This is a genomic window from Testudinibacter sp. TW-1 (genome assembly GCF_050613185.1).
Classification (GTDB): domain Bacteria; phylum Pseudomonadota; class Gammaproteobacteria; order Enterobacterales; family Pasteurellaceae; genus Chelonobacter.
In genome coordinates, this window is sequence record NZ_CP192511.1 from 2681087 (window position 1) to 2706909 (window position 25823).

Annotated in this window: 13 protein-coding genes and 1 pseudogene; 5 read left to right on the plus strand and 9 right to left on the minus strand. The window is 45.6% G+C overall.

Features of this window, described 5'->3' with window-relative positions; all coding sequences use genetic code 11:
• Positions 1-143: 143 nt before the first annotated feature.
• Both ACQ31U_RS12860 and ACQ31U_RS12865 read left to right on the plus strand, forming a co-directional pair.
• A pseudogene (locus tag ACQ31U_RS12860) lies at positions 144-259 on the plus strand (CatB-related O-acetyltransferase); the annotation flags it as partial.
• A gap of 36 nt (positions 260-295) precedes the next feature.
• On the plus strand, positions 296-1549 hold the full coding sequence (locus ACQ31U_RS12865) for a glycosyltransferase (protein ID WP_431054353.1): 1254 nt from the start codon (positions 296-298) through the stop codon (positions 1547-1549).
• A gap of 27 nt (positions 1550-1576) precedes the next feature.
• On the opposite strand, the gene ACQ31U_RS12870 is transcribed toward ACQ31U_RS12865, so the two are convergent.
• From ACQ31U_RS12870 to ACQ31U_RS12900, 7 genes are all read right to left on the minus strand, one after another.
• Positions 1577-1741, minus strand: a complete 165-nt coding sequence (locus ACQ31U_RS12870) for a hypothetical protein (protein WP_431052690.1) — start codon at positions 1739-1741, stop codon at positions 1577-1579.
• Positions 1742-2048: 307 nt separating this feature from the next.
• The gene (locus ACQ31U_RS12875; RefSeq protein WP_431052692.1) at positions 2049-4490 is read right to left on the minus strand and encodes an Ig-like domain-containing protein; all 2442 of its coding nucleotides are present in this window, start codon (positions 4488-4490) and stop codon (positions 2049-2051) included.
• A 223-nt stretch (positions 4491-4713) separates the two neighbouring features.
• Complete coding sequence (locus tag ACQ31U_RS12880; RefSeq protein WP_431052694.1) at positions 4714-7215, minus strand: Ig-like domain-containing protein; 2502 nt, start codon at positions 7213-7215, stop codon at positions 4714-4716.
• 214 nt (positions 7216-7429) lie between these two features.
• Positions 7430-16924, minus strand: a complete 9495-nt coding sequence (locus tag ACQ31U_RS12885; protein ID WP_431052696.1) for a hypothetical protein — start codon at positions 16922-16924, stop codon at positions 7430-7432.
• A gap of 79 nt (positions 16925-17003) precedes the next feature.
• A complete protein-coding gene (locus ACQ31U_RS12890) occupies positions 17004-17909 on the minus strand; it encodes an OmpA family protein (RefSeq protein ID WP_431052697.1) in 906 nt (301 codons plus the stop codon).
• Positions 17910-18289: 380 nt separating this feature from the next.
• Positions 18290-19126: a formyltetrahydrofolate deformylase gene (gene purU, locus ACQ31U_RS12895; protein ID WP_431052699.1), complete on the minus strand. Its 837-nt coding sequence runs from the start codon at positions 19124-19126 to the stop codon at positions 18290-18292.
• A 74-nt stretch (positions 19127-19200) separates the two neighbouring features.
• The gene (locus ACQ31U_RS12900; protein ID WP_431052701.1) at positions 19201-19608 is read right to left on the minus strand and encodes an H-NS family nucleoid-associated regulatory protein; all 408 of its coding nucleotides are present in this window, start codon (positions 19606-19608) and stop codon (positions 19201-19203) included.
• Positions 19609-19882: 274 nt separating this feature from the next.
• Here ACQ31U_RS12900 and ACQ31U_RS12905 point away from each other — a divergent pair, with 274 nt between their 5' ends.
• The 3 genes from ACQ31U_RS12905 (at position 19883) to ilvN (ending at position 23867) form a co-directional block, all read left to right on the plus strand.
• Positions 19883-21418: a Na+/H+ antiporter NhaC family protein gene (locus ACQ31U_RS12905; RefSeq protein ID WP_431052703.1), complete on the plus strand. Its 1536-nt coding sequence runs from the start codon at positions 19883-19885 to the stop codon at positions 21416-21418.
• A gap of 239 nt (positions 21419-21657) precedes the next feature.
• Positions 21658-23376, plus strand: a complete 1719-nt coding sequence (locus ACQ31U_RS12910; protein WP_431052705.1) for an acetolactate synthase 3 large subunit — start codon at positions 21658-21660, stop codon at positions 23374-23376.
• Complete coding sequence (ilvN, locus tag ACQ31U_RS12915; protein ID WP_431052707.1) at positions 23376-23867, plus strand: acetolactate synthase small subunit; 492 nt, start codon at positions 23376-23378, stop codon at positions 23865-23867. The genes ACQ31U_RS12910 and ilvN overlap by 1 nt, the downstream gene beginning before the upstream one ends.
• A 160-nt stretch (positions 23868-24027) precedes the next feature.
• Here ilvN and ACQ31U_RS12920 read toward each other — a convergent pair whose 3' ends face one another.
• Together ACQ31U_RS12920 and ACQ31U_RS12925 are read right to left on the minus strand one after the other, a co-directional pair.
• Positions 24028-24384 carry an endonuclease domain-containing protein gene (locus ACQ31U_RS12920; protein ID WP_431052709.1) on the minus strand — a complete coding sequence of 119 codons (357 nt, stop codon included), beginning with the start codon at positions 24382-24384 and terminating at the stop codon, positions 24028-24030.
• 331 nt (positions 24385-24715) lie between these two features.
• Positions 24716-25702, minus strand: coding sequence for a porin (locus ACQ31U_RS12925; RefSeq protein ID WP_431052711.1), 987 nt, complete (start codon positions 25700-25702; stop codon positions 24716-24718).
• Positions 25703-25823 lie beyond the last annotated feature (121 nt).

Genomic DNA, 25823 nt, shown 5'->3' on the forward strand with positions numbered 1-25823 from the left:
TATTATAATCAATTGATTAATAAAACCCGAAAAACCAATAGAATGGTAAAACATTTATTAAAAATGACAACTTAAGTAAATTATACAATGTAAATGTTTTTAAGTATAATACGATTGCAATAAACAAAAGTATATAAAAGATAATATCAATTGGAACAAGCGCTGTGATTGCAGCCAATGCTGGCTCACAAAAGATGTGCCACCCTATGCGATTGTCGGCGGCAATCCGGCTAAGCTAATTAAATATCGATTTAACGATTCACAATTTATGATCACTACGACAAGGTTCAGACGCATGACAGACAAAAAATCCAGTGCTATTGTATTTATGCTGACAGCAAATTATCACTTTGCACTCGCAACAATGATCATTAACTTACAAGAAAGGAATCGTCATAACTATGATAATATCGTTGTATATCATGACGGCTTAACTGCAAACCAACAATCAGATTTGCTGAGCATTGAGCCCAATATTCTTTTTATTTCTTATACATTTTCCGACTGGAAAAAAGAACACCATGAAGAAACCATGGATGGAAAACAACTCGATTATTTCATTAAGCGCTTTTCGCATTTTGCACTATCAAAATATAAAGTCGTCGAACAGCTGGCTCATTATCATAAAGTTTTATTCTTAGATTTAGATATGGTGGTACAAGATGACCTGAGTGAACTATTTAAGATCGAAGGTGTTGCATGGCGATCTGAAAGCCCGTTTCTAAAAAAATTTGGAGATCGCACCTCCCGCCCACCGCTAGCCGAATTAAATAATATCCCACACACCCACCCGGCACCGAATGGCGGGCTATTTTATGCCGATGATACGTTAGATTGGCAACAAGCGGTCAAAGATGCACAATTTTTCTTAAAAACATTTCTCGGTTATTTCAGCAGCGTCATTGATGAATTAGCATTTTCATGGCTAGCGTATAAACAAAATATCAACATTACAGAACTTGATTATAAAATTTATAATACATTACCGCGTGTAGCCACTCATCAAACTAAAATTGTACATTTTATGGGGAATATGAAGCCTTGGAATTGTGAATTATCACAATCTGCATTCCCGACATGGATGAGAAACTACCAAAAAACACTCACATTCGGTGATTTTAGCTCGGATAAAATAACGCATTTTGGCGAAACCGGAGAATTATTACGCAAACGTACCAATGAAGCGCATTGGCTACATTTTTTACAGCATAGCAAGCTAGAAATCCCAACAAATTTAAAATTACGCTATGAGCTCGATAAAGATGAGCTCACACTTGATTATAAACCATTCATTTATTATGAATTTGTATTACAACGTAATACTTGGGATTTTAAATTAACCTTACAAATTAATATTAAGGAAATTACTCGAGATAAGCGACTAAAAAACGTGCTTAATGCCATAGTCACGGATAATGAAAATCTCACTTACCTTGAGAATTCCAAAGGCATTACACTGACAGCAAAACGTTGCCATTTAGATAAAATCAATAGCTACTTTTGTTATTTTTATCAAAAAACACAGCCTATATTAGAAATATTGGGATAGTTATCTTGAAGCACAGGTTTATAGCCATTATTGAAATTTTTTGTAGGTTGCGGTTGAGCAACTCTCAAAATTTATGCGCTTTTTGTTCGAATAGTCGTTTTGTTCCGGCTTTTGTTTCTTCAAGGGAATGCCTGCGCCCTTGGCGACTGTCTTCTCTCCCACGGTTAATTTTTTAAACAAGAAATTCATCATAACCCGCTTCTTTAACTATCATATCGTTCTCCCGGCATAAAATTTATCATTAATACCTCAATGCTAAGAATACAATACACTCCACGTATTTATGGGATTCGCCTAGGTTAAGCATGAATCAACCCCGCTAGGGTTGGGGAATATTGCTGATTGAGCGGAACCGAAGCCTGCGTGGTTTAGTTCAAAAATTGTGAAACACAAAAACCACACTTACCCCCTACCCCGCCAACAAGTTGACAGGGTGTTTGAGTTTGGTAAACCGCACTTTGGGAAAAGTGCGGTTTAGGTACAACATATTTATTAGTAATCAAATAATTTGGATACCTTGTTCAATATAGATCGCTTGAGTACCACCATAAGTGCTACCTCCTACAGTCCAAGTATCATACTTATGACCATCTACATCAACTGTAGCTCCCTTCGTCCAAGTAGCACCAGCCAAATCATATTGACCAATACCATTACCCAAATCAACTTTTGATGTGCTATCACCTTGAATATACATCGCAGTTTGACCATTAGTTTTATCTAACGCACTATTGTACTGATATTTATAGATATTAATTCTGTTACCTGAACCTAAATCAATATTTTCAACCCCAAACACATTAGTTGCACTAATAGTTGAGCCTGTACCAGTAATCGTTACAGTGTCATCAGTAGCCGAGCTACCGTTGATTTTACCGCCCGAGATCTTACCAATTTCAACCACATCATTAGCTCCCATATTGATGGTGCCGCCTGACATGGTACCGATTTTCACGGTATCAACATCGGTATCGGTTCCGGTATTGACCGTACCACCTTTCATGGTTGTAATATTGACTGTATCAGCACCAATACCCAAGTTGATGGTACCTGCGCCAGCCAGCTCGGTACCCAGTTGATTGATATTCGCCGTATCGTCACCGGCACCTAAATCAATCACGGTATTTTTGACGCCGTTGCTACCACTCACTTTGCCTTCGATATTAACCGTATCTTGACCGTTACCACCATAAATCGTGGCGGTAATGCCTAATGCGGAACCGACATCACCTTTAACGGTCAGAACATTCACATCAGTTTCCAAGTCGGTGTTGTTATCGTTACCTAGGCTAACACTGTTTTTATAAGTAGTTTCGTAAGCTGATGGATAGTTACGACCACTGCCCAAATCAATCACTGATTGATCTAAAACGTTACCTTGAATGGTGACGTTATCCGAACCGCTACCGCCATAGATATGACCTGCCAGCACTTGATCATGTACAATGAAAGTATCGTTACCTCCCTCACCAAATACATATGGTCTCCATTGAGGAAATGCTGGGTTCGCCGCATTACCAATCATACTGCCAACATCATAGCTGTCATTGCCTTCACCCAGACAGACTCGGGCAAGTTCTTGATGATTACCACGGACTTTAATGACATCATTACCTTGTCCTAAGTCCACAGTCGTAATACTTTGCGAGTCGTCGAAGTTCTCGCCATAAGCCTGACTATTCGACACGTTACCCAGTGTCTTGGTGTCTGTACCATCTAACCAGAAACTGACATAGAGCGTATCATCATAGTCTGAACCCATTGCTACGCCCAGACCTTCTACAAGCTGAGTCGTATTGTTACCACCCGGATATAAAATACCGGTCATCAGGTTGAAGTCAGCATCCAAGAACGGAATCGCAAACGGTTCACCATTGATGATCACACCTCTTGCCTCGGTCTCACCCATGGTAAAGCCTGCTTTGTCATTCAAGGTCGCAATCACCGATTCGTTGGTTTCTTTACCAAATTCAGCTACGGCAACGTTATCGTTAATCGGGTCAACCGTGAAGCTAGCTTGGGTTTCGCCTGCTTTAATGGTCAACGTAACATTACCGTTTGTGATTGGCGTTCCATCTGCCAACAGTGCGTTGTAATCTGCACCTTCCGCTCCAGGTACTGCTGCTTGTCCGCCCAAGCTGACCGTCACCACTGTATCTTCCAATACCGCTTTAGACGCAGTTACCGTAAAGGTCATCACTGAGCCTGAGCTTGAATCCATTTCAGACTGCACCGGATCGGTAACTGAAATCAACAAGGTGGTCATCAAGGTATCGTTAACGTCAGTTGTGCTCGATACAACATCTGGCTGTGCCAGTGCTATCGTATCCACAACCGCTATATTTCCATTTCCAACAACAACCTCCTCGCCTTGATGCCATATCTCGACTGCTTTATCCGTTGATAAATTTCCTGCTTTATCTGTCACCAATACTTTTGGAATATATTTTCCGTCAGCTAATGTTTCTGTGATTTCAACGCTGAACTTCCCTTCTTCATCGGCTTTTGTGATATAAAATTCCTTATGAATATTCACTACAACATCAACTTCCGGTTCTGTTTTACCTTCAAAAACAGGCAACGTTCTAACCATTGATAATTCAGGTTTTTCTAATCTGATATAGTCTATTTTCGGTGGTTGTGTATCAATCACCACATTCGTTATTTCGTTATAAACCGAATGTTTTCCTTCCGCCGCTTGCCTTACACGAATTGAGTGATACTCGCCGTCTGCCAACTCAATGTTGACAAGATGATTAACCGGATCATTGGCGATTCGCCACTCTGGACTATGATTAATACTGTATTCAACCTTTGTGCCTTCATGCATACCCGATACCAACAAATTATGGTTATTAGTTATACGATCTTGTTGATCTTCGCCTGTATCTCGCTCCAAACGCACATATAATTTATTCAGTTCTTTTGTTTCTTCACTCATATTTCACCTCAGGGTTAGTAGTTTCAAAAAGAGATAGTAACAAACAGTTACCAATCAACCTTACCACAAAGATGAGAATGATTGCTATTTGATTTACAGGCATCAAATTCTTCACAAAATAGCAGCCATAAAAAACACCCCGTCAGCAAGCTGACGAGGCGTTTGTCTTTTGATGAACCGCACTTTGGGAAAAGTGCGGTTTAAGCAACTTGATTATATGAAATTAGATGATATTGCCAATCGTATTTTCAATATAAATCATGGTGGTAGTATCATTCCCATACTGCCAAGCAGAATAGGTATGACCGTCTTCAGTGATTGTCGCACCGGTTTTTCCCCATTGCACACTATCAATCAAACTTTCTCCCAGAGAAGAAAACGATGCTGCATAGCCCAAGTTCACGGTATCGTCTGCACCACCTAAAATTTTGATGGTTTGCTCGGCACCTGAATCACGGACATTGGCTGCATTCACATACAAGGTGTTTGCACCGTTGCCGTTAATATCAATCACTTCCGCACCTTTAATGCTGTTGCTCAAGCGTACTGAAGTGCCTGAACCGCTGAGTGTTACCGTGTCGATACCGGTGCCCATATCGATTACGTTGGCATCTGCCAGTCTGCCGACGGTAACCGTATCGTTACCTGCACCCAAGCTGATAGTACTGCTTGCATACATACCGCCATCAATGGTGACATGATCTTGACCATTACCGCCATAAACATGTGCGGAAGACGAAAACATTCCCAAATTCTGATGAACATGCAACGTATTAATATCACTTGCCAGATCGACATTGTCATCATTACCCAAACTCAAGCCATTGGTATAACTGGTTTCATAAGCAGAGGTGTAAGCCCGACCACTGCCCAAATCGATCATGGCGTTATCCAACATACTACCCTGAACAGTGATGGTATCTGAGCCGCTGCCACCATAAACATTAATGAACATGATGTCATCTTTAAAGGTGATCGTATCGTTACCACCCTCACCAAATACATGTGGTCTGAGGTTATCAGTACCAATGGTTACTGCACCGCCGGCAATGAACGTATCATCGCCTTCTCCCAAATATACACGGGTTAAAAGGTTCACACCTTCACGAATCCAAAGCGTATCGTTGCCTTTGCCTAAATCGAGGGTTGAGAATGAAAGGCTACTATCGAAGTTTTGACCTTTGGCAAGACTGTTGGCAAAGTCGCCCTGTCCGGCATCGTTGCCATTGATGTAGTAGCCTATGTAAATCTTATCATTATAGTCTGAACCCATTGCTACATTTGGTCCTTCAAGCACTTGTGTGGTTTGGTCGCCTTCAGGGAAAGTCACACCGGTCATCAAGTTCAAGTCAGCATCCAGTCGCGGAATCGCAAACGGTTCGCCGTTGATGATCATACCGCGAGCCTCGATTTCACCCATGGTAAAGCCGGTTTTATTATTCAAGGTCGCAATCACCGATTCATTGGTTTCCTTACCGAATGCAGCTAAGGCTTCATTGTCGTTAATTGGATCAACGGTGAAGCTTGCTTGAGTTTCGCCTTTCTTAATGGTCAATGTCACTGTGCCGTTGGAAATTGCTGTGCCATCAGCCAATGCTGCTGTGTAATCCGCACCTGCTTCGCCCGGCACGGTAGCTTGTCCGCTCAGGCTAACAGTGACTACAGTATCTTCCAATACAGGTTTAGAAGCAGTTACAGTAAAGGTCATTACTGAACCCTCTGTAGAATCTACTTCGCGTTGTACCGGATCAGTCACCGAAATCGACAATGTGGTCATTGAAGTATCGTTGATGATGGTTTCAGCTTCTTTGCCACCCAAAGTCATGCTCAGGGTTTCTTGACCTTCGGAAAGCTCATCTGCCACAGTCGGGTAGCTAATAGTGAAGCTATCCACGCCAGCTGGAATCACTAACTTACCGCCAACTACTTGTACATTGTTGCTGAACACCGCTGTACTGTAATCATCAGTCTCAGTTGCTGTTCCACCCAATACCGGCGCATCAATCGTACCACCTTTGTGACCGGTTAATAGCGTTACATTAAACTCGACGTTATCACCTTCGTTGACAGATGGCACAGTAACCAACTCGGTTACTGTCAATAGTACAGCATCCACAACCGCTATATTTCCATTTCCAACAACAACCTCCTCGCCTTGATACCACATCTCTGCCGCTTTATCCGTCGATAAATTTCCTGCTTTATCTGTTACTAATACTTTTGGAATATATTTTCCGTCAGCTAATGTTTCTGTGATTTCAAGACTGAACTTTCCTTCTTCATCGGCTTTTGTGATATAAAATTCCTTATGAATATTCACTACAACATCAGCTTCGGGTTCCGTTTTACCTTCAAAAACAGGCAACGTTCTAACCATTGATAATTCAGGTTTTTCTAATCTGATATAGTCTATTTTCGGTGGTTGTGTATCAATCACCACATTCGTTATTTCGTTATAAACCGAATGTTTTCCTTCCGCCGCTTGCCTTACACGAATTGAGTGATACTCGCCGTCTGCCAACTCAATGTTGACAAGATGATTAACCGGATCATTGGCGATTCGCCACTCTGCACTATGATTAATGCTATATTCAACTTTTGTGCCTTCATGCATACCCGACACCAACAAATTACGGTTATTGGTTATACGATCTTGAGTGTTTTCACCGTTATCTTGCGCCAAACGGATATGAACTTTGTTCAGTTCTTTCGTTTCTTCACGCATATTTCACCTCATTAGTTAATGATTTTAAAAGAGATAGTAACGATAAGTTACATAATAACCGTATCACACCGATGAGAATTATTACTATTTAATTTGCAAAACATCAATTTCTTCACAAAATAGCAGCTATAAAAAACACCCCGTCAACAAGTTGACAGGGTGTTTGAGTTTGATAAACCGCACTTTGGGAAAAGTGCGGGTTCCTTAGGGGTTATTACAACACATTAACCGTGCTTTGAATGTACAACTCGATGCTCGGGTTGGAGCTTTCTGTCCACACGGTATAGCCTTGGTTTTCACCGGTACCTTGTTTCGATGTCCAGTTACCCAACTGCGGTGTGCTAGACGTGGTATCGCTTGTCCAGTTGTTGTCACCTAAATCAACAAAGTCTGACGAACCACCGGTGATGTAGATTTTGGTTGGTGCGCCTGCATAAACCAAATCACTCAAGGTAATATCCAAGTGGGTGTTGGAATCATTCAGGTCAATCACTTCAAAGCCTTTCACCTTGGTCATGTCGATCTCGGTTTTTCCACCTGCACCAGTAAAACGCAAGATGTCTTTGCCGGCACCACCATTCACCTCAGCATTGTCTCTGAATGCCGCACCTGTACCGCCAATAGTCAGGATATCATCACCGGCACCCAAATCAACCTTATTGTTGCCCTCGATATAACCACCGACCGTCATGGTGTCGTTGCCGCTACCGGTAATCACGCTTTGCGCCGATGCGGTAGTGGACATATAACCACCGATGGAGATGGTGTTGTCACCATCGCCGAGGTTGATCACATTGCCATTAGAGGTTGCAGCGGAATCCAAGTTGCTGCCGATAATCAAGGTATCGTTACCTGCACCGGCGGTCATGCCTTTAGTGCCTGACCACCAACCTTCGATATAAACCGTATTATCGCCTTCACCCAAATTAAATTCAATCATCTGGGTATTAACCGTTGTACCGACGTTACCTTTAACATGAATCAAATCATCGCCGCTACCGGTGGTAATTGCTGCGGGACCGGATATAGCTCTGAAATCACCATTAATGGCTACGGTATTGTTACCATCTCCCAGATTCATACTGCTTCCACTTGCCAAACGTGCGGTAATACCATTCAAGCCACTTTGAGTACCGTAGCCGATGCTGACGTAATCATCACCTGAGCCTGCAGTGAAGTTGAAACCGGTATCTAAGTTGTCACCGATAGTCAAACGGTTGTTGCCTTCGCCCATTTTCACCACCAACGGGTTACCTACAGCGCCACCACCAACAGTGAAGATGTCATCACCTGCACCTAAGTCGATATCGTAAGCGCCGTAAGCCATGTTACCTTTAATTTCAAACTTATCGTTGCCATCGCCCATTTCGATATTAACATCAGACAACAAGCTACCATTGACGCGCAAGTAGTCATTACCGCCAGCCATATCAATTACTGTTTTACCATTGGTTTGCTGAGAGAAAATGCCTTGGTTACCCAAATCATTGACGCTTCCACCGGCAAGAATTACATAATCATTGCCATCGTCCATCAACAGCCCCTGTGCACTTTCACGCTGCAACAGAATTGTGCTGTCCATAGTTGCAGTAGTAATACCTACTTCGGTATTCATATTGACATACAGACGCGGGAAGTTGTGCAGGCTGGCAGTTTCCACGTTACCGGCTTGGTCAATGACCGTGATCTCTGCACCATCAACAGTTTTGTTGTTCCAACCACTCAAAGTCAGGGTGTATGCGCCATTCTCATCAGCAGTTGTTTCAGTTGTTACATAGCTGTTGTTGTTGGTGCTGCTCAAGTAAGTCACACGGATTGTCGCTCCCGGCTCAGTCGTGCCGCTGAAAGTACGGTTGCTGCCGCTTACAGTAACATTATCGACTGTCAATGCTTCAACCATGGTATCGAGCTTAATGTGGTGTTCTTGGATAACCGTTTCGGTTTGCTCTCCGTCAACCACGCCTTTCACGACTGCGCGATACAGGTACTCTTGACCATAGGTTTGACCCAATTGATCATCAGCAACGACATATTGGGTGTCCGAACCATCTACTTTTACCACAGTCACTTCAGTTTCCGATCTGATCGGTGACACACCTGCCAGAGAATCATCGTAGGTATAGCGGTAAACCACCAAAGATTCTCCGTCTTGCAAGGCGCGATCCAACGTGATAGCGACTGTCGGAGTGTCATCATTGGTCAAGCCTGTTGCCAAGCTGCTGAATGTGCCGGTGGTGTTGTTGCCGATTTCACCGGTTTTGCCGTTGGTGTTATACACACCGCTATCAATCAGTGCTTGCAAGCCTGCATAATCATCGGTCAGGTTGTCACCAAAGCTGATGCTGGCTTCAGGGAACGCTTTTTCAATGATTACGCTGCCTGTGCCGTCCAAAGAGCGGTTGCCTGCTTTATCTTGTACATAAGCCGTCACTTCAATCTCGCTGATGTCGGCTGTCGGCACATCAATGCTGACTGAACCTGCCGCCAACAAGGTATCCGTAATGGTAATTTCTCTATCCTCACCATTAATGGTGACATATAGAATATCGCCAACTTCGGTATTAACCGGCAATGTGATTTTCACCGGTGTGCTGTTGTCAGCACCGATTTCGCTTACACTTAACACACCATTGCCCAGAATTTGTTCGCCATTTTCATCAAACAGTGGCGCACCTTCTGCGTTATACATCTTGGTGGTGTCTTCAGGGAAGCTGATCACCGGACCGGTATCGGCTTTACCGTCATTATCGGTATCGCCCGGAACAGTGGTATCTGCATTCGGTCCTGCGATGCCTGTACCTTCGTCAGACTTGTTGTTGCCTTCACTGTTGGTCGCTGTCACGGTGCTACCGTCTTGAACTGCGCGTTCAGAGATGGTCACCACGCCGGTTTCAGGATCAACACTGACACCTGTCGGCAAGGTAGTGCCGGTTTCCGGTGCCCATTTGCCTTCTGAATCTTTCACCACCGCAACAGTTTGAGTTTCATCGTTTTCATCAACAAACTCGATGTCCAAACGGTCAGCTTCCTCATTTGGCGTTACCGTTACCGAACCATTGGTCTTGCTCGGGGTTACGGTCGGTGCGTCCGGTGCTTTATCGTCACCTGCTGTGGCTTTGCCTTCTTCAGACGTGTTGTTGCCTGCGTCGGTATTAGTCGCGGTTACTTCGCTGCCGTCTTGGACTGCATCTTGACCGATGGTCACGACACCTGTATTCGGATTCACGCTGACGCCGTCCGGCAAGGTGGTGCCGGTTTCCGGTGCCCAAGTGTTGGTGTCCGGATCTTTCACCACGGTCACGGTTTGGGTTTTGCCGTCTTCGTCAACGTAGCTGATCTCGGTTTTCACTGCATCAGTCGCAGGCGTTACTGTCACGCTGCCGTCTTCGGTGCTTGGTGTTACAGTCGGTGCATTCGGTGCTTTGTCTTGACCTGCCGTGCCTTTGCCTTCTTCCGACGTGTTGTTGCCTGCGTCGGTGTTGGTCGCGGTTACGGTGCTGCCGTCTTGGACTGCATCTTGACCGATGGTCACGACACCTGTGGTTTCGTCAACGGTGACGCCGTCCGGCAAGGTGGTGCCGGTTTCCGGTGCCCAAGTGTTGGTTTCCGGATCTTTCACCACGGTCACGGTTTGGGTTACGCCGTCTTCGTCTGTGTAAGTGATGTCTAACTGCTCTGCATCGTCCACAGGCGTTACTGTTACGCTGCCGTCTTCGGTGCTCGGGGTCACGGTCGGTGCATTCGGTGCTTTGTCTTCACCTGCCGTGCCCACACCTTGCGATGTGTTATTCGCAGCATCCGTACTGATTGCTGTCACGGTGCTACCGTCTTGTACTGCATCTTGACCGATAGTCACTACGCCAGTAGTTGAATCTAACGTAACGCCTGTTGGCAAGGCTTTATCACCACCATTTTCATCAACTGATTTCCATTGCCCATCTTCACCTTTCACAATTGTGATGGTTTGGTCTGCTCCGGTTTCATCTTTATAGGTGACCACTACTTTCGTTGCATCCATGGTTTCACCATCTGCAACCGGTTTCACTACCACGCTACCGTCGGTTGTGCTTGGTTCTACGCTTGGATTCGCCAATGTGATGTCAACAATCGCTTCATCGCTCACTTCTACTGGAGTAGCTACGGCATTGCCATACGCATTTTCGGTGATGCTCGCTGTCACGGTCAATGTTTCGCCGTCTGCCGGAATTGCTACATCGGTAAACACGACTTGACCAGCGTCAATCTCAGCTTGAGTAATGGTTTTAGTTTGTGGCGTACCATTCACATCCAAGGTAACGACTTCACCCAATGTCGGATTGTTTAGCTTCACGGTCACACTGGTTGTTGCGCCTGCGGTGCCGCTTGCCGCCTCTGATTCAGTTTTATTGATATAGCCATCATTGTTCGTATCGGCATCAATAGTGACTTCACTCACTTCCGTGTGCGCTTCAATATCGCTATCTGCATCACTGTCGCTGTCAGAGTCGGAATCACTGTCGCTGTCAGAATCGGAGTCTGAATCACTATCGGAATCTGAATCACTGTCGGAGTCTGAGTCGCTGTCGCTATCGGAATCTGAGTCGCTATCACTATCGGAGTCGGAATCGCTGTCGCTATCGGAATCTGAGTCGCTATCACTATCGGAATCTGAGTCGCTGTCGCTATCGGAGTCTGAGTCGCTGTCGCTATCGGAATCTGAGTCGCTATCACTATCGGAATCTGAATCACTGTCGGAGTCTGAGTCACTATCGGAGTCTGAGTCGCTGTCGCTATCGGAATCTGAGTCGCTATCACTATCGGAATCTGAATCACTATCGGAATCTGAATCACTGTCGGAGTCTGAGTCACTATCGGAGTCTGAGTCGCTGTCGCTATCGGAATCTGAATCACTGTCGGAGTCTGAGTCACTATCGGAGTCTGAGTCGCTATCACTATCGGAATCTGAGTCGCTATCACTATCGGAATCTGAATCACTATCGGAATCTGAATCACTGTCGGAGTCTGAGTCACTATCGGAGTCTGAGTCGCTGTCGCTATCGGAATCTGAGTCGCTATCACTATCGGAGTCGGAATCGCTATCGCTATCGGAATCTGAGTCGCTATCACTATCGGAATCTGAGTCGCTGTCGCTATCGGAGTCTGAGTCGCTGTCGCTATCGGAATCTGAGTCGCTATCACTATCGGAGTCGGAATCGCTGTCGCTATCGGAATCTGAGTCGCTATCACTATCGGAGTCGGAATCGCTGTCGCTATCGGAATCTGAATCACTGTCGGAGTCTGAATCACTGTCGGAGTCTGAGTCGCTGTCGGAGTCTGAGTCTGAATCGCTGTCAGAGTCGGCATCTGCGTCACTATCATCATTGCCTAATACAATCGCTGTTGCTGGATCACTTGTATTATCCGCAGCATCAGTATTGGTTGCAGTGACTTCGGTGCCACTTTGGATCGCTTCGTCTGGAATATTGATCGCACCAGTAGTCGGATCCACGCTGACGCCGTCCGGTAAGGTGCTGCCGTCTTGCGGCGTCCAGTTGCCGTTGTCGTCTTTAACCACGACGACCGTAACCGGTTTGCCGTCTTCATCGGTATAAGTCACTTTGGTTTCCGTCGCGTCGTCCGCCGGGGTCACCACTACACTGCCGTCCTCTTTGGCGTCGATAGTCGGTGGATTTGGGGCGTCGGTATCAAGTGCGGTTGCCGTTGCCGGTGCGCTTTCGTTACCTGCCGTATCGCTGTTGGTTGCGGTCACTTCAGTGCCGCCCTTGATGGCTTTATCAGGAATAGTGATCACGCCGCTGGTCGGATCCACGCTGACGCCGTCCGGTAACTCAGTACCGTCTTTCGGTGTCCATTCGCCGCTATCCGGATCTTTCACCGCGACAACGGTTTGGGTTTTGCCGTCTTCATCGGTATAAGTCACTTTGGTTTCCGTCGCGTCGTCCGCCGGGGTCACCACTACACTGCCGTCCTCTTTGGCGTCAATGGTCGGTGGATTTGGGGCGTCGGTATCAAGTGCGGTTGCCGTTGCCGGTGCGCTTTCGTTGCCCGCCGTATCGCTGTTGGTTGCGGTCACTTCAGTGCCGCCCTTGATAGCTTTATCAGGAATAGTGATCACGCCGCTGGTCGGATCCACGCTGACGCCGTCCGGTAAGGTGCTGCCGTCTTGCGGCGCCCAGTTGCCGTTGTCGTCTTTAACCACGACGACCGTAACCGGTTTGCCGTCTTCATCGGTATAAGTCACTTTGGTTTCCGTCGCGTCGTCCGCCGGGGTCACCACTACACTGCCGTCCTCTTTGGCGTCGATAGCCGGTGGATTTGGGGCGTCGGTATCAAGTGCGGTTGCCGTTGCCGGTTCGCTTTCGTTCCCTGCCGTATCGCTGTTGGTTGCGGTCACTTCAGTGCCGCCTTCAATTGCGTCCGCCGGAATGGTGATCACGCCGCTGGTCGGATCCACGCTGACGCCGTCCGGTAACTCAGTACCGTCTTTCGGTGTCCATTCGCCGCTATCCGGATCTTTCACCACGACAACGGTTTGGGTTTTGCCGTCTTCATCGGTATAAGTCACTTTGGTTTCCGTTGCGTCGTCCGCCGGGGTCACCACTACACTGCCGTCCTCTTTGGCGTCGATAGTCGGTGGATTCGGGGCGTCGGTATCAACTGCGGTTGCCGTTGCCGGTTCGCTTTCGTTGCCCGCCGCATCGCTGTTGGTTGCGGTCACTTCAGTGCCGCCCTTGATGGCTTCATCAGGAATAGTGATCACACCTGTGGTCGGATCCACGCTGACGCCGTCCGGTAAGGTGCTGCCGTCTTGCGGCGCCCAGTTGCCGTTGTCGTCTTTCACCACGACAACGGTTTGGGTTTTGCCGTCTTCATCGGTATAAGTCACTTTGGTTTCCGTCGCGTCGTCCGCCGGGGTCACCACTACACTGCCGTCCTCTTTGGCGTCGATAGCCGGTGGATTTGGGGCGTCGGTATCAAGTGCGGTTGCCGTTGCCGGTGCGCTTTCGTTCCCTGCCGTATCGCTGTTGGTTGCGCTGACTTCAGTGCCGCCCTTGATGGCTTCATCAGGAATAGTGATCGCACCTGTAGTCGGATCAACGCTGACGCCGTCCGGTAACTCAGTACCGTCTTTCGGCGCCCAATTGCCGTTGTCATCTTTCACCACGACAACGGTTTGGGTTTTGCCGTCTTCATCGGTATAAGTCACTTTGGTTTCCGTCGCGTCGTCCGCCGGGGTCACCACTACACTGCCGTCCTCTTTGGCGTCAATGGTCGGTGGATTTGGGGCGTCGGTATCAACTGCGGTTGCCGTTGCCGGTTCGCTTTCGTTGCCCGCCGCATCGCTGTTGGTTGCGGTCACTTCAGTGCCGCCCTTGATGGCTTCATCAGGAATAGTGATCACACCTGTGGTCGGATCCACGCTGACGCCGTCCGGTAAGGTGCTGCCGTCTTGCGGCGCCCAGTTGCCGTTGTCGTCTTTAACCACGACGACCGTAACCGGTTTGCCGTCTTCATCGGTATAAGTCACTTTGGTTTCCGTCGCGTCGTCCGCCGGGGTCACCACTACACTGCCGTCCTCTTTGGCGTCGATAGCCGGTGGATTTGGGGCGTCGGTATCAAGTGCGGTTGCCGTTGCCGGTGCGCTTTCGTTCCCTGCCGTATCGCTGTTGGTTGCGCTGACTTCAGTGCCGCCCTTGATGGCTTCATCAGGAATAGTGATCGCACCTGTAGTCGGATCAACGCTGACGCCGTCCGGTAAGGTGCTGCCGTCTTGCGGCGCCCAGTTGCCGTTGTCGTCTTTCACCACGACAACGGTTTGGGTTTTGCCGTCTTCATCGGTATAAGTCACTTTGGTTTCCGTTGCGTCGTCCGCCGGGGTCACCACTACACTGCCGTCCTCTTTGGCGTCAATGGTCGGTGGATTTGGGGCGTCGGTATCAAGTGCGGTTGCCGTTGCCGGTGCGCTTTCGTTCCCCGCCGTATCGCTGTTGGTTGCGGTCACTTCAGTGCCGCCCTTGATGGCTTCATCAGGAATAGTGATCGCACCTGTAGTCGGATCAACGCTGACGCCGTCCGGTAAAGTGCTGCCGTCTTGCGGCGCCCAGTTGCCGTTGTCGTCTTTAACCACGACGACCGTAACCGGTTTGCCGTCTTCATCGGTATAAGTCACTTTGGTTTCCGTCGCGTCGTCCGCCGGGGTCACCACTACACTGCCGTCCTCTTTGGCGTCAATGGTCGGTGGATTTGGGGCGTCGGTATCAAGTGCGGTTGCCGTTGCCGGTGCGCTTTCGTTCCCCGCCGTATCGCTGTTGGTTGCGGTCACTTCAGTGCCGCCTTCAATTGCGTCCGCCGGAATGGTGATCACGCCGCTGGTCGGATCCACGCTGACGCCGTCCGGTAAGGTGCTGCCGTCTTGCGGCGCCCAGTTGCCGTTGTCGTCTTTAACCACGACGACCGTAACCGGTTTGCCGTCTTCATCGGTATAAGTCACTTTGGTTTCCGTCGCGTCGTCCGCCGGGGTCACCACTACACTGCCGTCCTCTTTGGCGTCGATAGCCGGTGGATTTGGGGCGTCGGTATCAAGTGCGGTTGCCGTTGCCGGTGCGCTTTCGTTCCCTGCCGTATCGCTGTTGGTTGCGGTCACTTCAGTGCCGCCCTTGATAGCTTTATCAGGAATAGTGATCACGCCGCTGGTCGGATCCACGCTGACGCCGTCCGGTAAAGTGCTGCCGTCTTGCGGCGTCCAGTTGCCGTTGTCGTCTTTAACCACGACGACCGTAACCGGTTTGCCGTCTTCATCGGTATAAGTCACTTTGGTTTCCGTCGCGTCGTCCGCCGGGGTCACCACTACACTGCCGTCCTCTTTGGCGTCGATAGTCGGTGGATTTGGGGCGTCGGTATCGACGGAAGTTTCGGTAGCCGTGCTGGTATTACCCGCTGCATCGCTGTTTTCAGCCGTGACATCGCTGCCGCCCTTGATGGCTTCATCAGGAATGGTGATCACACCTGCATCAGGATCGACTGTCACCCCCTCTGGCAATTCGCCTTTTGGCTCCCATTTGCCATTATCACCTTTGCTGGTTTCAACAGTTTGGGTTTTGCCGTCTTCATCGGTATAAATGACTTTGGCATTAGTGGCATCATCGGCAGGCGTTACGGTTACACTGCCGTCATCTTTGGCGTCAATGGCCGGTGGGTTTGGTGGTGTTGTATCCGAAGCAGAACCTTTGCCGCTACCACCACTGCCTGCGGCAATGGCAATTCCAGCTAAAGGAACTAATGCCAATAACCACCATGGGCTAAACACCCATAAGCCAGCGATTTCACTGCCACCCAGGGCTTGCGGTGCTGCCATTTGCTCGGCAAGCATACTCACCGCATCAATAGTTTGTCCTGACTCCGGAACATAAGCGTAAATGTTGCCGTTTTCATGTTGCCCAATCAGTAAATTGGTTACGGTTGCCGGATCTTCATCACCGTAATAATCTTCAATGATAATATCCGGAACTTGATCACCATTTTCCAATAAAATTTGCAGATCGTTACCGACGCGTTTGGCAATAATATTTTGAGGCCCTAAGCCAGTGGAATTATCAATTAATTGATAGTTTACTTCCGCTTGCGCCTGAATAACCAACGTCTCACCATTTATCACGTTATATGACGCGATTTCCGTTTTAGCATCTAATACTTTTAAAGTAGTTGACATATTTTCTATCCTAAATTAAAAAAATTAACTTTTTATTTACTGATCATTGTCTGATCAATATAGGGATTTATACTTAAATTTATTTTTGTCCGTAAACCACGATATCGACTCGACGGTTAGGTAAGTTACATTCGGTTTTAGCCGCTTTATTGTGGCGATATTCAATTGCACAATCTTTAACAACCAATTCATTCTCACCGGAGCCTATAGTTACGATAGGTAAGTCAGCACTTTCCGTTCTGAAGATGTTGCTGATCGTATCGGCGCGTTTTTCTGACAATCTTTGGTTATATGCTGCGGAACCTTCCGGATCAGTATGCCCATTAACCACAACTTTACTAATCAGTTGTTGATTAACATTTTTAATTTTCGTAACAAATTCTTGAACTTCGCTTCTTCCCGCCGGTAATAAATCGCTATAACCATGCTTATCTAACGGAAATGCGATCTGTGTATCGATCGTAGTCGCAAATAATGCATATTCATTGCTATTGCAGCTTTGCTGTTTTACACGGGAGAGGGTTTGGGTTTGTCGTTGTAATGCGGCAAGTTCATCTGTCGCGATAGACGGCTTCACAAATTCGAAAATTGGATTGCCATTTCTGACTTGTTTGACTTTAATGTAAGTAACATCTTGGCTTGGTGCGATAAATTTAATACCTTTAGTTCTATTGCCAGTTTCGTCATTACGGCTTAGCGAAGCACTAAAGAAATGTTGATCAGCACATAATGCAATCGTACTGAAACCGTTTTCTAACAATGAAGCTTGATAATCACCATTAATATAGATATTAACTGCTGGTGTAGCGATATGATCTTGGCGGTAAAACACCACTAGCCCTTGGTTTGAGGCTAAGTTTTGCGAGCTAACTGTTGCAGCGTCATTGTTAACCCATTTCTCTAGTGGCTGGTGTATGCCACCTTGGGGCAATGAACACGCATTCAGTGTCACTGCGGCAGCAAAAACTGCCAGATATTGTTTCATTAAAACCTCCATTTTCTTTAAAGAAAGCGCCAAAAAGTAATCCAATGCAAAGATTACAAATATATACAAACCAACTTGCGTTTTATAACATGCTGACATTACAAGAGCAAGAATAAGTTTTCAATTCTTTAACAACAGAAGATTTTAAATACAATCACGCGCAAAAAAATGCGTGGAGGGCGACATTAATTTACATAAATATCTCTTCATATGGTGTGACACCACCTTTTCAGAGAGTCTGTTTATTCTAATGCTAAGAAGATTATAAATTATTATAAATCAATTAGATGTGGTAAATTTGATATATTGTTAGACATATCGGGCAGTTAGCCCGACTAAATAGAACAACAAAAAAGAAATGCAATTGATGAGAGACAATTTTACAAAATAATCGTCTTATTTTCGTAAACAAAAATGCGGTCGTTAAGCGCCAGATCCAAGGCGCGAGTGAGGACGCTCTTTTCCACATCACGTCCGGCGCGCATCATGGCTTGCGCGTCATAGGTATGATCAACGTTAATCACATTTTGCATAATGATCGGACCTTGATCCAATTCGTTATTGATAAAATGTGCGGTTGCGCCAATGATTTTCACGCCGCGATCATACGCCTGTTGATATGGCTTGGCGCCGATAAATGCCGGTAAAAACGAGTGGTGGATATTAATCACGCGGTTCGGATAGCGTTCGACAAATTTCGGATTCAGCACGCGCATATATTTCGCCAATACGATTAAATCCGGTTGGTATTGATCAATTTGTTCGGCTAATTGTTGATCGTGCTGTTCGCGGCTTAAATTTTCATGGCTAACATAATGAAACGGAATATCAAAACGCTCCACCAAACTGCGGAGCGTATCATGATTGCCAATCACCGCCGCTATTTCAACATCCAAACCGCCATAGTAGTTTTTCATTAAAATATCGCCCAGACAATGCGCTTCTTTAGTGACTAAAATAACAATCCGCTTTTTTTGGCGCGTAATAATGCTGTGCTTGGCACCTGCCGGTAAAGCAAAATCCAATTCGGCAGACAAGACTTCATCATTAAAAATTCCCTGCAATTCACTGCGCATAAAAAAACGTTTGCCGCCATTATCGACAAACTCGCTGTTGTGGGTGATATTCAATTGATGTTTATAACAAATGTTGGTTATCTTCGCGACCAAACCTTTATCATCCGGGCATTCGGTCAATAAAATTTTATTTTCAATCATAAAATAGATTCTGTATAAATGAAAAAAATAAACCCATGCGGGTTTATTTTAAATGTTGAAATCAAATGTAAAAGTTAGATTTTAAAATCGTCTAGCGATTTTCCGCTATCTAATGCGTCTTGAATACTTTTCGGCGTTCTGCCTTGTCCGGTCCAGGTTTTTACTTGCCCTTTTTCATCGGTATATTGATATTTTGCCGGACGCGGGCTGCGTTTTTTACGTTCTGTTGCGACGGTATTGCTGAACAATAATGCCGCCAATTCTTCTTTGCTTAAACCGCTCTTTTCAAATTGTTCTTTCAGCGCCGCCACTTTTTCTTGGCGCTCCGCTTCTTGTTGTTCAATTTGCAACAACTCTTCTTTTTTCTCAACTATCACAGCAGAAAATTTCTCTGCAATATCTTCTAATTGCGCTAAAGAAAGATCTTTAGCCAAAACACGAACGCTACGTAAGTTGGATAATTTTTTAATCAAATCACTCATAATCGATCCTATGAAAATTTAGTTTAACAAAATTGATGAATATTTAACTAGAAATATAAAACAAAAAAAACAGATAATCAAATTATTTATCACCGACTCAAATTATAACCGACCAAATTTGATAAAATAAGGTTTGTTAATTTAATTTAGCTTGGTTTTTTTCGGGTATTATTGTAGTCTTTACGTTTGTTTCTTTCTTATTCTAATCTCTGTAGCATCCACGCTACAAAATGAAACTTTCGCATTCTTTTATATTGTTATATGGAATTTTTATATGGATTTTGTTGATTTTTCTAATTCATTTTGGTCAGTCATTCCGCCTTTGTTGGCGTTGTCTTTAGCGATTATAACCCGCAAAGTGCTATTATCACTCAGTGCCGGGATTATCGTTGGTGCTTTGATGTTAAGCGGCGGCAATGTGTTAAATGCGGCGAGTTATGTCGCAACCAGTGTATTTTCTCTCGTTTATAGCGACGGGGGATTAAATGCCGATTATACCAATATCATTATCTTTTTAATTTTACTTGGTATTTTAACCTCATTACTGACTATTTCCGGCAGTAATCGCGCTTTTGTCAATTGGGCTCAAAAACACATTAAGCAAAAACGCGGCGCAAAATTACTTACTGTTTTTCTCGGGGTTTTCATTTTTATTGATGACTATTTTAACAGCTTGGCGGTTGGCGCCATCGCTCGTCCTGTGACGGATAAATATAAAATATCACGGGCAAAATTAGCGTATTTATTGGATTCCACCGCTGCGCCAATGTGCGTGATTATGCCGATTTCCAGTTGGGGCGCTTATATTATCACCTTGGTCGGCGGTTTATTGGCGACCCATGCGATTACCGACTATTCGCCGATTGGTGCTTTTGTCACCATGATCGGGATGAATTTCTATGCGATTTTTGCGTTAGTCTTGGTGTTTATTGTGGCGATTTTTTCATTTGATATTGGACCAATGGCACATTTTGAACGCCAAGCCGAAAATGCAGCCGTACAAGAAGAGGACATTCAAAACGGCAAGTTAGGGCGGGTGCGGGATTTGGTGCTGCCGATTCTTGCCTTAATTATTGCGACCGTTGGCATGATGATCTACACCGGTGCGCAAGCCTTGGCAGCGGATCAATTGTCATTTTCAATTTTAGGCGCTTTTGAAAACACCGCCGTCGGCACTTCATTGGTTTTCGGTGGCGTTGTCGCACTGATCGTTGCCACCCTCTGCGCCTTAAGTTCCAAACAAATCTCATTGAAAGAATATATTGCCGCTTACGGTTTAGGGGCTAAATCGATGTTCGGCGCGATTTTAGTGCTATTCTTTGCTTGGACGATCAATACCATTGTCGGCGACATGCAAACCGGAAAATACCTCTCCAGCTTGATTGGCGATTCGATTTCGATCGGTTTCTTGCCGGTGCTGTTATTTGTTATCTCCGCAGTGATGGCATTTTCCACCGGCACCAGCTGGGGCACGTTCGGCATTATGCTGCCGATTGCCGCCTCAATTGCGGTCCATGCCGAACCGGCGCTGTTATTGCCTTGTCTCTCTGCGGTGATGGCAGGTGCGGTTTGCGGCGATCACTGCTCTCCGATTTCCGATACCACGATTCTCTCCTCCACCGGCGCAAGCTGTAACCACATCGACCATGTCACCACGCAATTGCCTTATGCGTTATTGGTCGCCGCGTCTTCCGCGGTTGGTTATCTGGTGCTTGGCTTTACCGAATCCGGTTTATTCGGATTCTTAGCCACCGGCATTATGATGCTTGGCTTAATTCTGTTGCTGAAAAAAAGCCAATCTAAAGTGTAAACCGCACTTTTTTGCAATAAGCAGATAATTTTTTGGATTTTATAAAATGCGATACATTATCGCATTTTTTTTATTTATTGTGAGTTTATTTTTATAAAATCCTGTTTATTTTAATTTTAAAGCATTTTAATCCTAAAAACTCTTTTGTCAGTGATAAAAAAACAGTAGACAAGCCAGATAAGTTGTCGTAAAAATAGACCATCTATTCAAAATACCATGCGATTAATTCTGGAGGAGTGATGAAAAAATTATCGGGTGCTGAAATTATTGTGCAGGCGATCCGTGATCAAGGCGTAAAATTCGTTTTTGGTTATCCGGGCGGCTCGGTGCTGGACATTTACGATGCGATTCAAACCCATGGCGGCATTGAACACGTTTTAGTACGCCATGAACAAGCCGCGGTGCACATGGCAGACGGCTATGCCCGTTCAACCGGCGAAGTCGGCTGTGTTTTAGTCACTTCCGGCCCGGGCGCCACCAATGCGATCACCGGCATTGCCACTGCTTATATGGATTCCGTGCCGTTAGTGGTGTTTTCCGGTCAGGTGCGCAGCGCCTTAATCGGCAGTGATGCCTTCCAAGAATGCGATATGATCGGGATTTCCCGCCCGGTGGTCAAACACAGCTTTTTGGTGAAACGGGTGGAAGATTTAGCCGCAACCATCAAAAAAGCTTTCTATCTTGCCGCAAGCGGTCGCCCGGGTCCGGTGGTGATTGACTTGCCGAAAGACATCGTCAACCCGGCGAATAAAATTCCTTATGTTTATCCGGAATCCATCACGTTGCGCTCTTATAATCCGAATATTCACGGGCATAAAGGACAAATCAAAAAAGCGCTGAAAGCGGTTTTAGTGGCGAAAAAGCCGGTGATGTTTATCGGCGGCGGCATTATCAATGCCAATTGCTCAGAACAAGCCACCGAATTCGCCAGAAAACTGAATTTGCCGGTCGTCAGCTCACTCATGGGCTTGGGCGGTTTTCCGGGCAGCGATAAACAATCGCTTGGCATGTTGGGCATGCACGGCACCTATGAAGCCAACAATGCCATGCATGAAAGCGATTTGATCCTTGCCGTTGGCGTACGTTTTGATGATCGCACCACCAACAACTTAGAAAAATACTGCCCGAATGCCAAGGTGATCCATATCGACATCGATCCGACCTCTATTTCCAAAAACGTCCATGCCTATATTCCGATTGTCGGCAGTGCCGATTTGGTATTGAATGAATTTTTATCTTTGCTCAGCGACGAAGAAACATTGAAATCACAAACCGCACTTGAGGATTGGTGGCAGCAAATCGAACAATGGCGAAGCCGCCAATGCTTGCGTTATGAGCATAGCGATCAAGTGATTAAGCCGCAACAAGCGGTTGAGGTGATCCACAAAATCACCCACGGGGACGCGTATATTGCCTCCGATGTCGGACAGCACCAAATGTTCGCCGCCCTGTATTATCCATTTGATAAGCCGCGCCGTTGGATCAACTCCGGCGGTCTCGGCACCATGGGCTTCGGCTTGCCGGCGGCGCTTGGCGTTAAAATGGCACACCCAGAGGCAACCGTGATTTGTATCACCGGCGACGGCAGTATTCAGATGAATATACAGGAGCTGTCAACCGCACAACAATATAATATTCCGGTCGTCATTATCAGCCTGAATAACCGTTTCTTAGGCATGGTGAAACAGTGGCAGGATATTATCTATGCCGGCCGCCACTCGCAGTCCTATATGAACTCCCTGCCTGATTTCGTTAAACTGGCGGAATCTTATGGGCATGTAGGGATTCAAATTAACCACCCTGACGAATTGGAAACCAAGTTACAACAGGCTTTTTCCATCAAAGACAAACTGGTCTTTGTTGATATTCTGGTCGATGAAACCGAACACGTTTACCCAATGCAAATTGCAGGCGGCGCCATGAACGATATGATTTTAAGCAAAACGGAGAGAACATAATGCGCAGAATTATTTCAGTCTTATTAGAAAACGAATCCGGTGCGTTATCACGGGTCATCGCCCTGTTTTCACAACGCGCATTTAACATCGAAAGCCTGACCGTTGCGCCGACAGACGATCCAACCCTGTCGCGCATGACAATCGAGGCGTTTGGTGAAGAAAAGGTATTAGAACAAATCGAAAAACAACTGCATAAATTGGTCGATGTGTTCAAAGTGATTAATTTAAGTGATTGCGAACACGTCGAGCGAGAAATCATGTTGCTCAAAGTGCGGGCGCACGGCAATGCGCGTGATGAGGTGAAACGTTTGGCGGATATTTACCGCGGACAAATCATCGACGTCACCCCGAAAAGCTATACCATTCAGCTTGCCGGCACCAAAGACAAACTCAATGCCTTCATCAGCTCGGTGAAACAAGAAAGCGACATTATCGAAGTCGTCCGCTCCGGCTTGATTAGCTTGTCTCGTGGTGAAAAGAATTGTTTGTAGTTTAATCTTTTCCGCCCTCCCTCCGTCCTTCGAACACCTCCCTCCGCATGCGGAGAGAGGGAAGTATCGTTTTATTTTGGTAACCGTAATTTTCTCTCCCTCCGCGTGCGGAGGGAGTACCATTTTTCTCAAGAAAAATGGGGAGGGAGGGGAAAACTTTTTATCCATCCACAAAATGCCAAATAATATCTAACACTGCCTCGATGTCCTTTAATATTTCATCATTCCAGAATCGAATAACCTTAAACCCTCGAGCTTCCAAATAATTCGTTCGGACTTGATCATATTGCCGTTGATTTTCATCACTATGTTGAGCGCCATCTAATTCAATAATTAAAGCAATATCAAAAGAAATAAAATCAACAATGTATTTACCAATAATTTTTTGTCGAAGGAATTTCACGCCGCCTAAGCGTCGCCGGCGTAAATGATACCAAAGGTTTTGTTCCGCTTCGGTCATGGTTGAACGAAGTTGTTTAGCATATTGACGCAGCATTAAATTTTCATTTTCTCTCATCTACTATTTTCCTTTTTTAAATAAAAAATAATAAGATTAGAAAAAATAAGATTAAGCGTTCGTATAAATATTTGCGATACCGATCGTAAATATTATCTTTTCTTTATACTTCCCTCCGTCCTGCGCCCCCCCTCCGCCTGCGGAGGGAGGGAATTTACTTTTACTTTCTCTCCCTCCGCGTACGGAGGGAAGGAATTTACTTTTTGGTAAGCTAAACTTTCTCTCCCTACGCCTGCGGAGGGGGAAGTTATTTTTGACATTTGATAAAGTACTTAAAAAACAAAAAGGTCGGCAAAAGCCGACCTTTGGAAGATATCTAATTATTTAACAATTAGAAGAATACACGTAAACCTACAGCAACTTTATTCTCTTTCTTGTTATCTTCACCTTCAACTTTAGTTCTGACATTCGCATACTCTACGAATGTAATAACATTTTTGTGCAATTTATAATCTGCACCAACAAGATAGGTGTGCACACGATCACTACCTTCTGACTCACGCTTCCACTGTCCGTAAACTGTTGATGGAGCTGCCAATTTATATTTTAAACCAACCAGATGGTAAGTGGTTTTATCTTGTTTTTCACCATTTTCAGTAGCTCGAGTTTGACCATAGTTATAAGCTACGCCGAAATCGCTAACTAGTAATTCTCCCGCTAAACGCCAGCTATCAGTCTTACTCGTTTTTTCAGTTGAGAGTCTATCCTGAGTATAGCCTGCATTCAGATTTAAGGTTGTGCCTTCAGCTAAACCAGCAGTATAGAATAACGCAGCACCATAACCATTTTTAGTATTACCAGTATTGCCTTTTGCTGCATTACCGAATAGGTAATCTAAACCAAAGCTAAAACCACTAAAGCTGTCTGAGCGGAATTTAACAGATTTATTAGATGCGCCGGTTACATTATTATTGCCACCGTACTCATAAGCGTAATCTCCTAATTGCACATCATCGCCATTAGTTAACTGACGACCAAATGTTAGAGTACCAACGCCATCTTGTTTAAAACCAGCATATAATCTTTTAGTAGTTACATTACCAAAAGAACTATCATCTTTTGCATCTGTTTTTTCTTCAAAACGTAATTCAACATTTGCTAATGCACTCAGTCCGCTACCTAGATCTTGAGAACCTTTAACTACTAAACGAGAACCTGCATTTTTCAAATCAACTTTTCTATCAGTTTCTTTATTCAAAAGTAAACGTAAAGAACCGCCCACTTCAACTTTAGAACCGTCTTGATCATAAACAACTGCTGCGTTTGCAGAAGTTGCGGCTACTGCTGCTACTGCTAAAGCTACTAATGTCTTTTTCATAATAGTTTGCCTTTTTACTTAAGTTTAAAGTTAATTTATTTATGTTCGCTAGTGCATAAATAAACGGAACTTAGATTGAACTTTCACTCAACAGCGTTGTCCAACCCTGTTTTTGATTTCC

What these genes read in the sequence shown, in the direction of transcription:
- ACQ31U_RS12865 (WP_431054353.1), top strand. Translation starts at nt 296, where the DNA reads ATGACAGACAAAAAATCCAGTGCTATTGTATTTATGCTGACAGCAAAT.
- ACQ31U_RS12870 (WP_431052690.1), bottom strand. Translation starts at nt 1,741, where the DNA reads ATGATGAATTTCTTGTTTAAAAAATTAACCGTGGGAGAGAAGACAGTC.
- ACQ31U_RS12920 (WP_431052709.1), bottom strand. Translation starts at nt 24,384, where the DNA reads ATGAGAGAAAATGAAAATTTAATGCTGCGTCAATATGCTAAACAACTT.
- purU (WP_431052699.1), bottom strand. Translation starts at nt 19,126, where the DNA reads ATGATTGAAAATAAAATTTTATTGACCGAATGCCCGGATGATAAAGGT.
- ACQ31U_RS12910 (WP_431052705.1), top strand. Translation starts at nt 21,658, where the DNA reads ATGAAAAAATTATCGGGTGCTGAAATTATTGTGCAGGCGATCCGTGAT.
- ACQ31U_RS12880 (WP_431052694.1), bottom strand. Translation starts at nt 7,215, where the DNA reads ATGCGTGAAGAAACGAAAGAACTGAACAAAGTTCATATCCGTTTGGCG.
- ACQ31U_RS12905 (WP_431052703.1), top strand. Translation starts at nt 19,883, where the DNA reads ATGGATTTTGTTGATTTTTCTAATTCATTTTGGTCAGTCATTCCGCCT.
- ACQ31U_RS12890 (WP_431052697.1), bottom strand. Translation starts at nt 17,909, where the DNA reads ATGAAACAATATCTGGCAGTTTTTGCTGCCGCAGTGACACTGAATGCG.
- ACQ31U_RS12900 (WP_431052701.1), bottom strand. Translation starts at nt 19,608, where the DNA reads ATGAGTGATTTGATTAAAAAATTATCCAACTTACGTAGCGTTCGTGTT.
- ilvN (WP_431052707.1), top strand. Translation starts at nt 23,376, where the DNA reads ATGCGCAGAATTATTTCAGTCTTATTAGAAAACGAATCCGGTGCGTTA.
- ACQ31U_RS12925 (WP_431052711.1), bottom strand. Translation starts at nt 25,702, where the DNA reads ATGAAAAAGACATTAGTAGCTTTAGCAGTAGCAGCAGTAGCCGCAACT.
- ACQ31U_RS12875 (WP_431052692.1), bottom strand. Translation starts at nt 4,490, where the DNA reads ATGAGTGAAGAAACAAAAGAACTGAATAAATTATATGTGCGTTTGGAG.
- ACQ31U_RS12885 (WP_431052696.1), bottom strand. Translation starts at nt 16,924, where the DNA reads ATGTCAACTACTTTAAAAGTATTAGATGCTAAAACGGAAATCGCGTCA.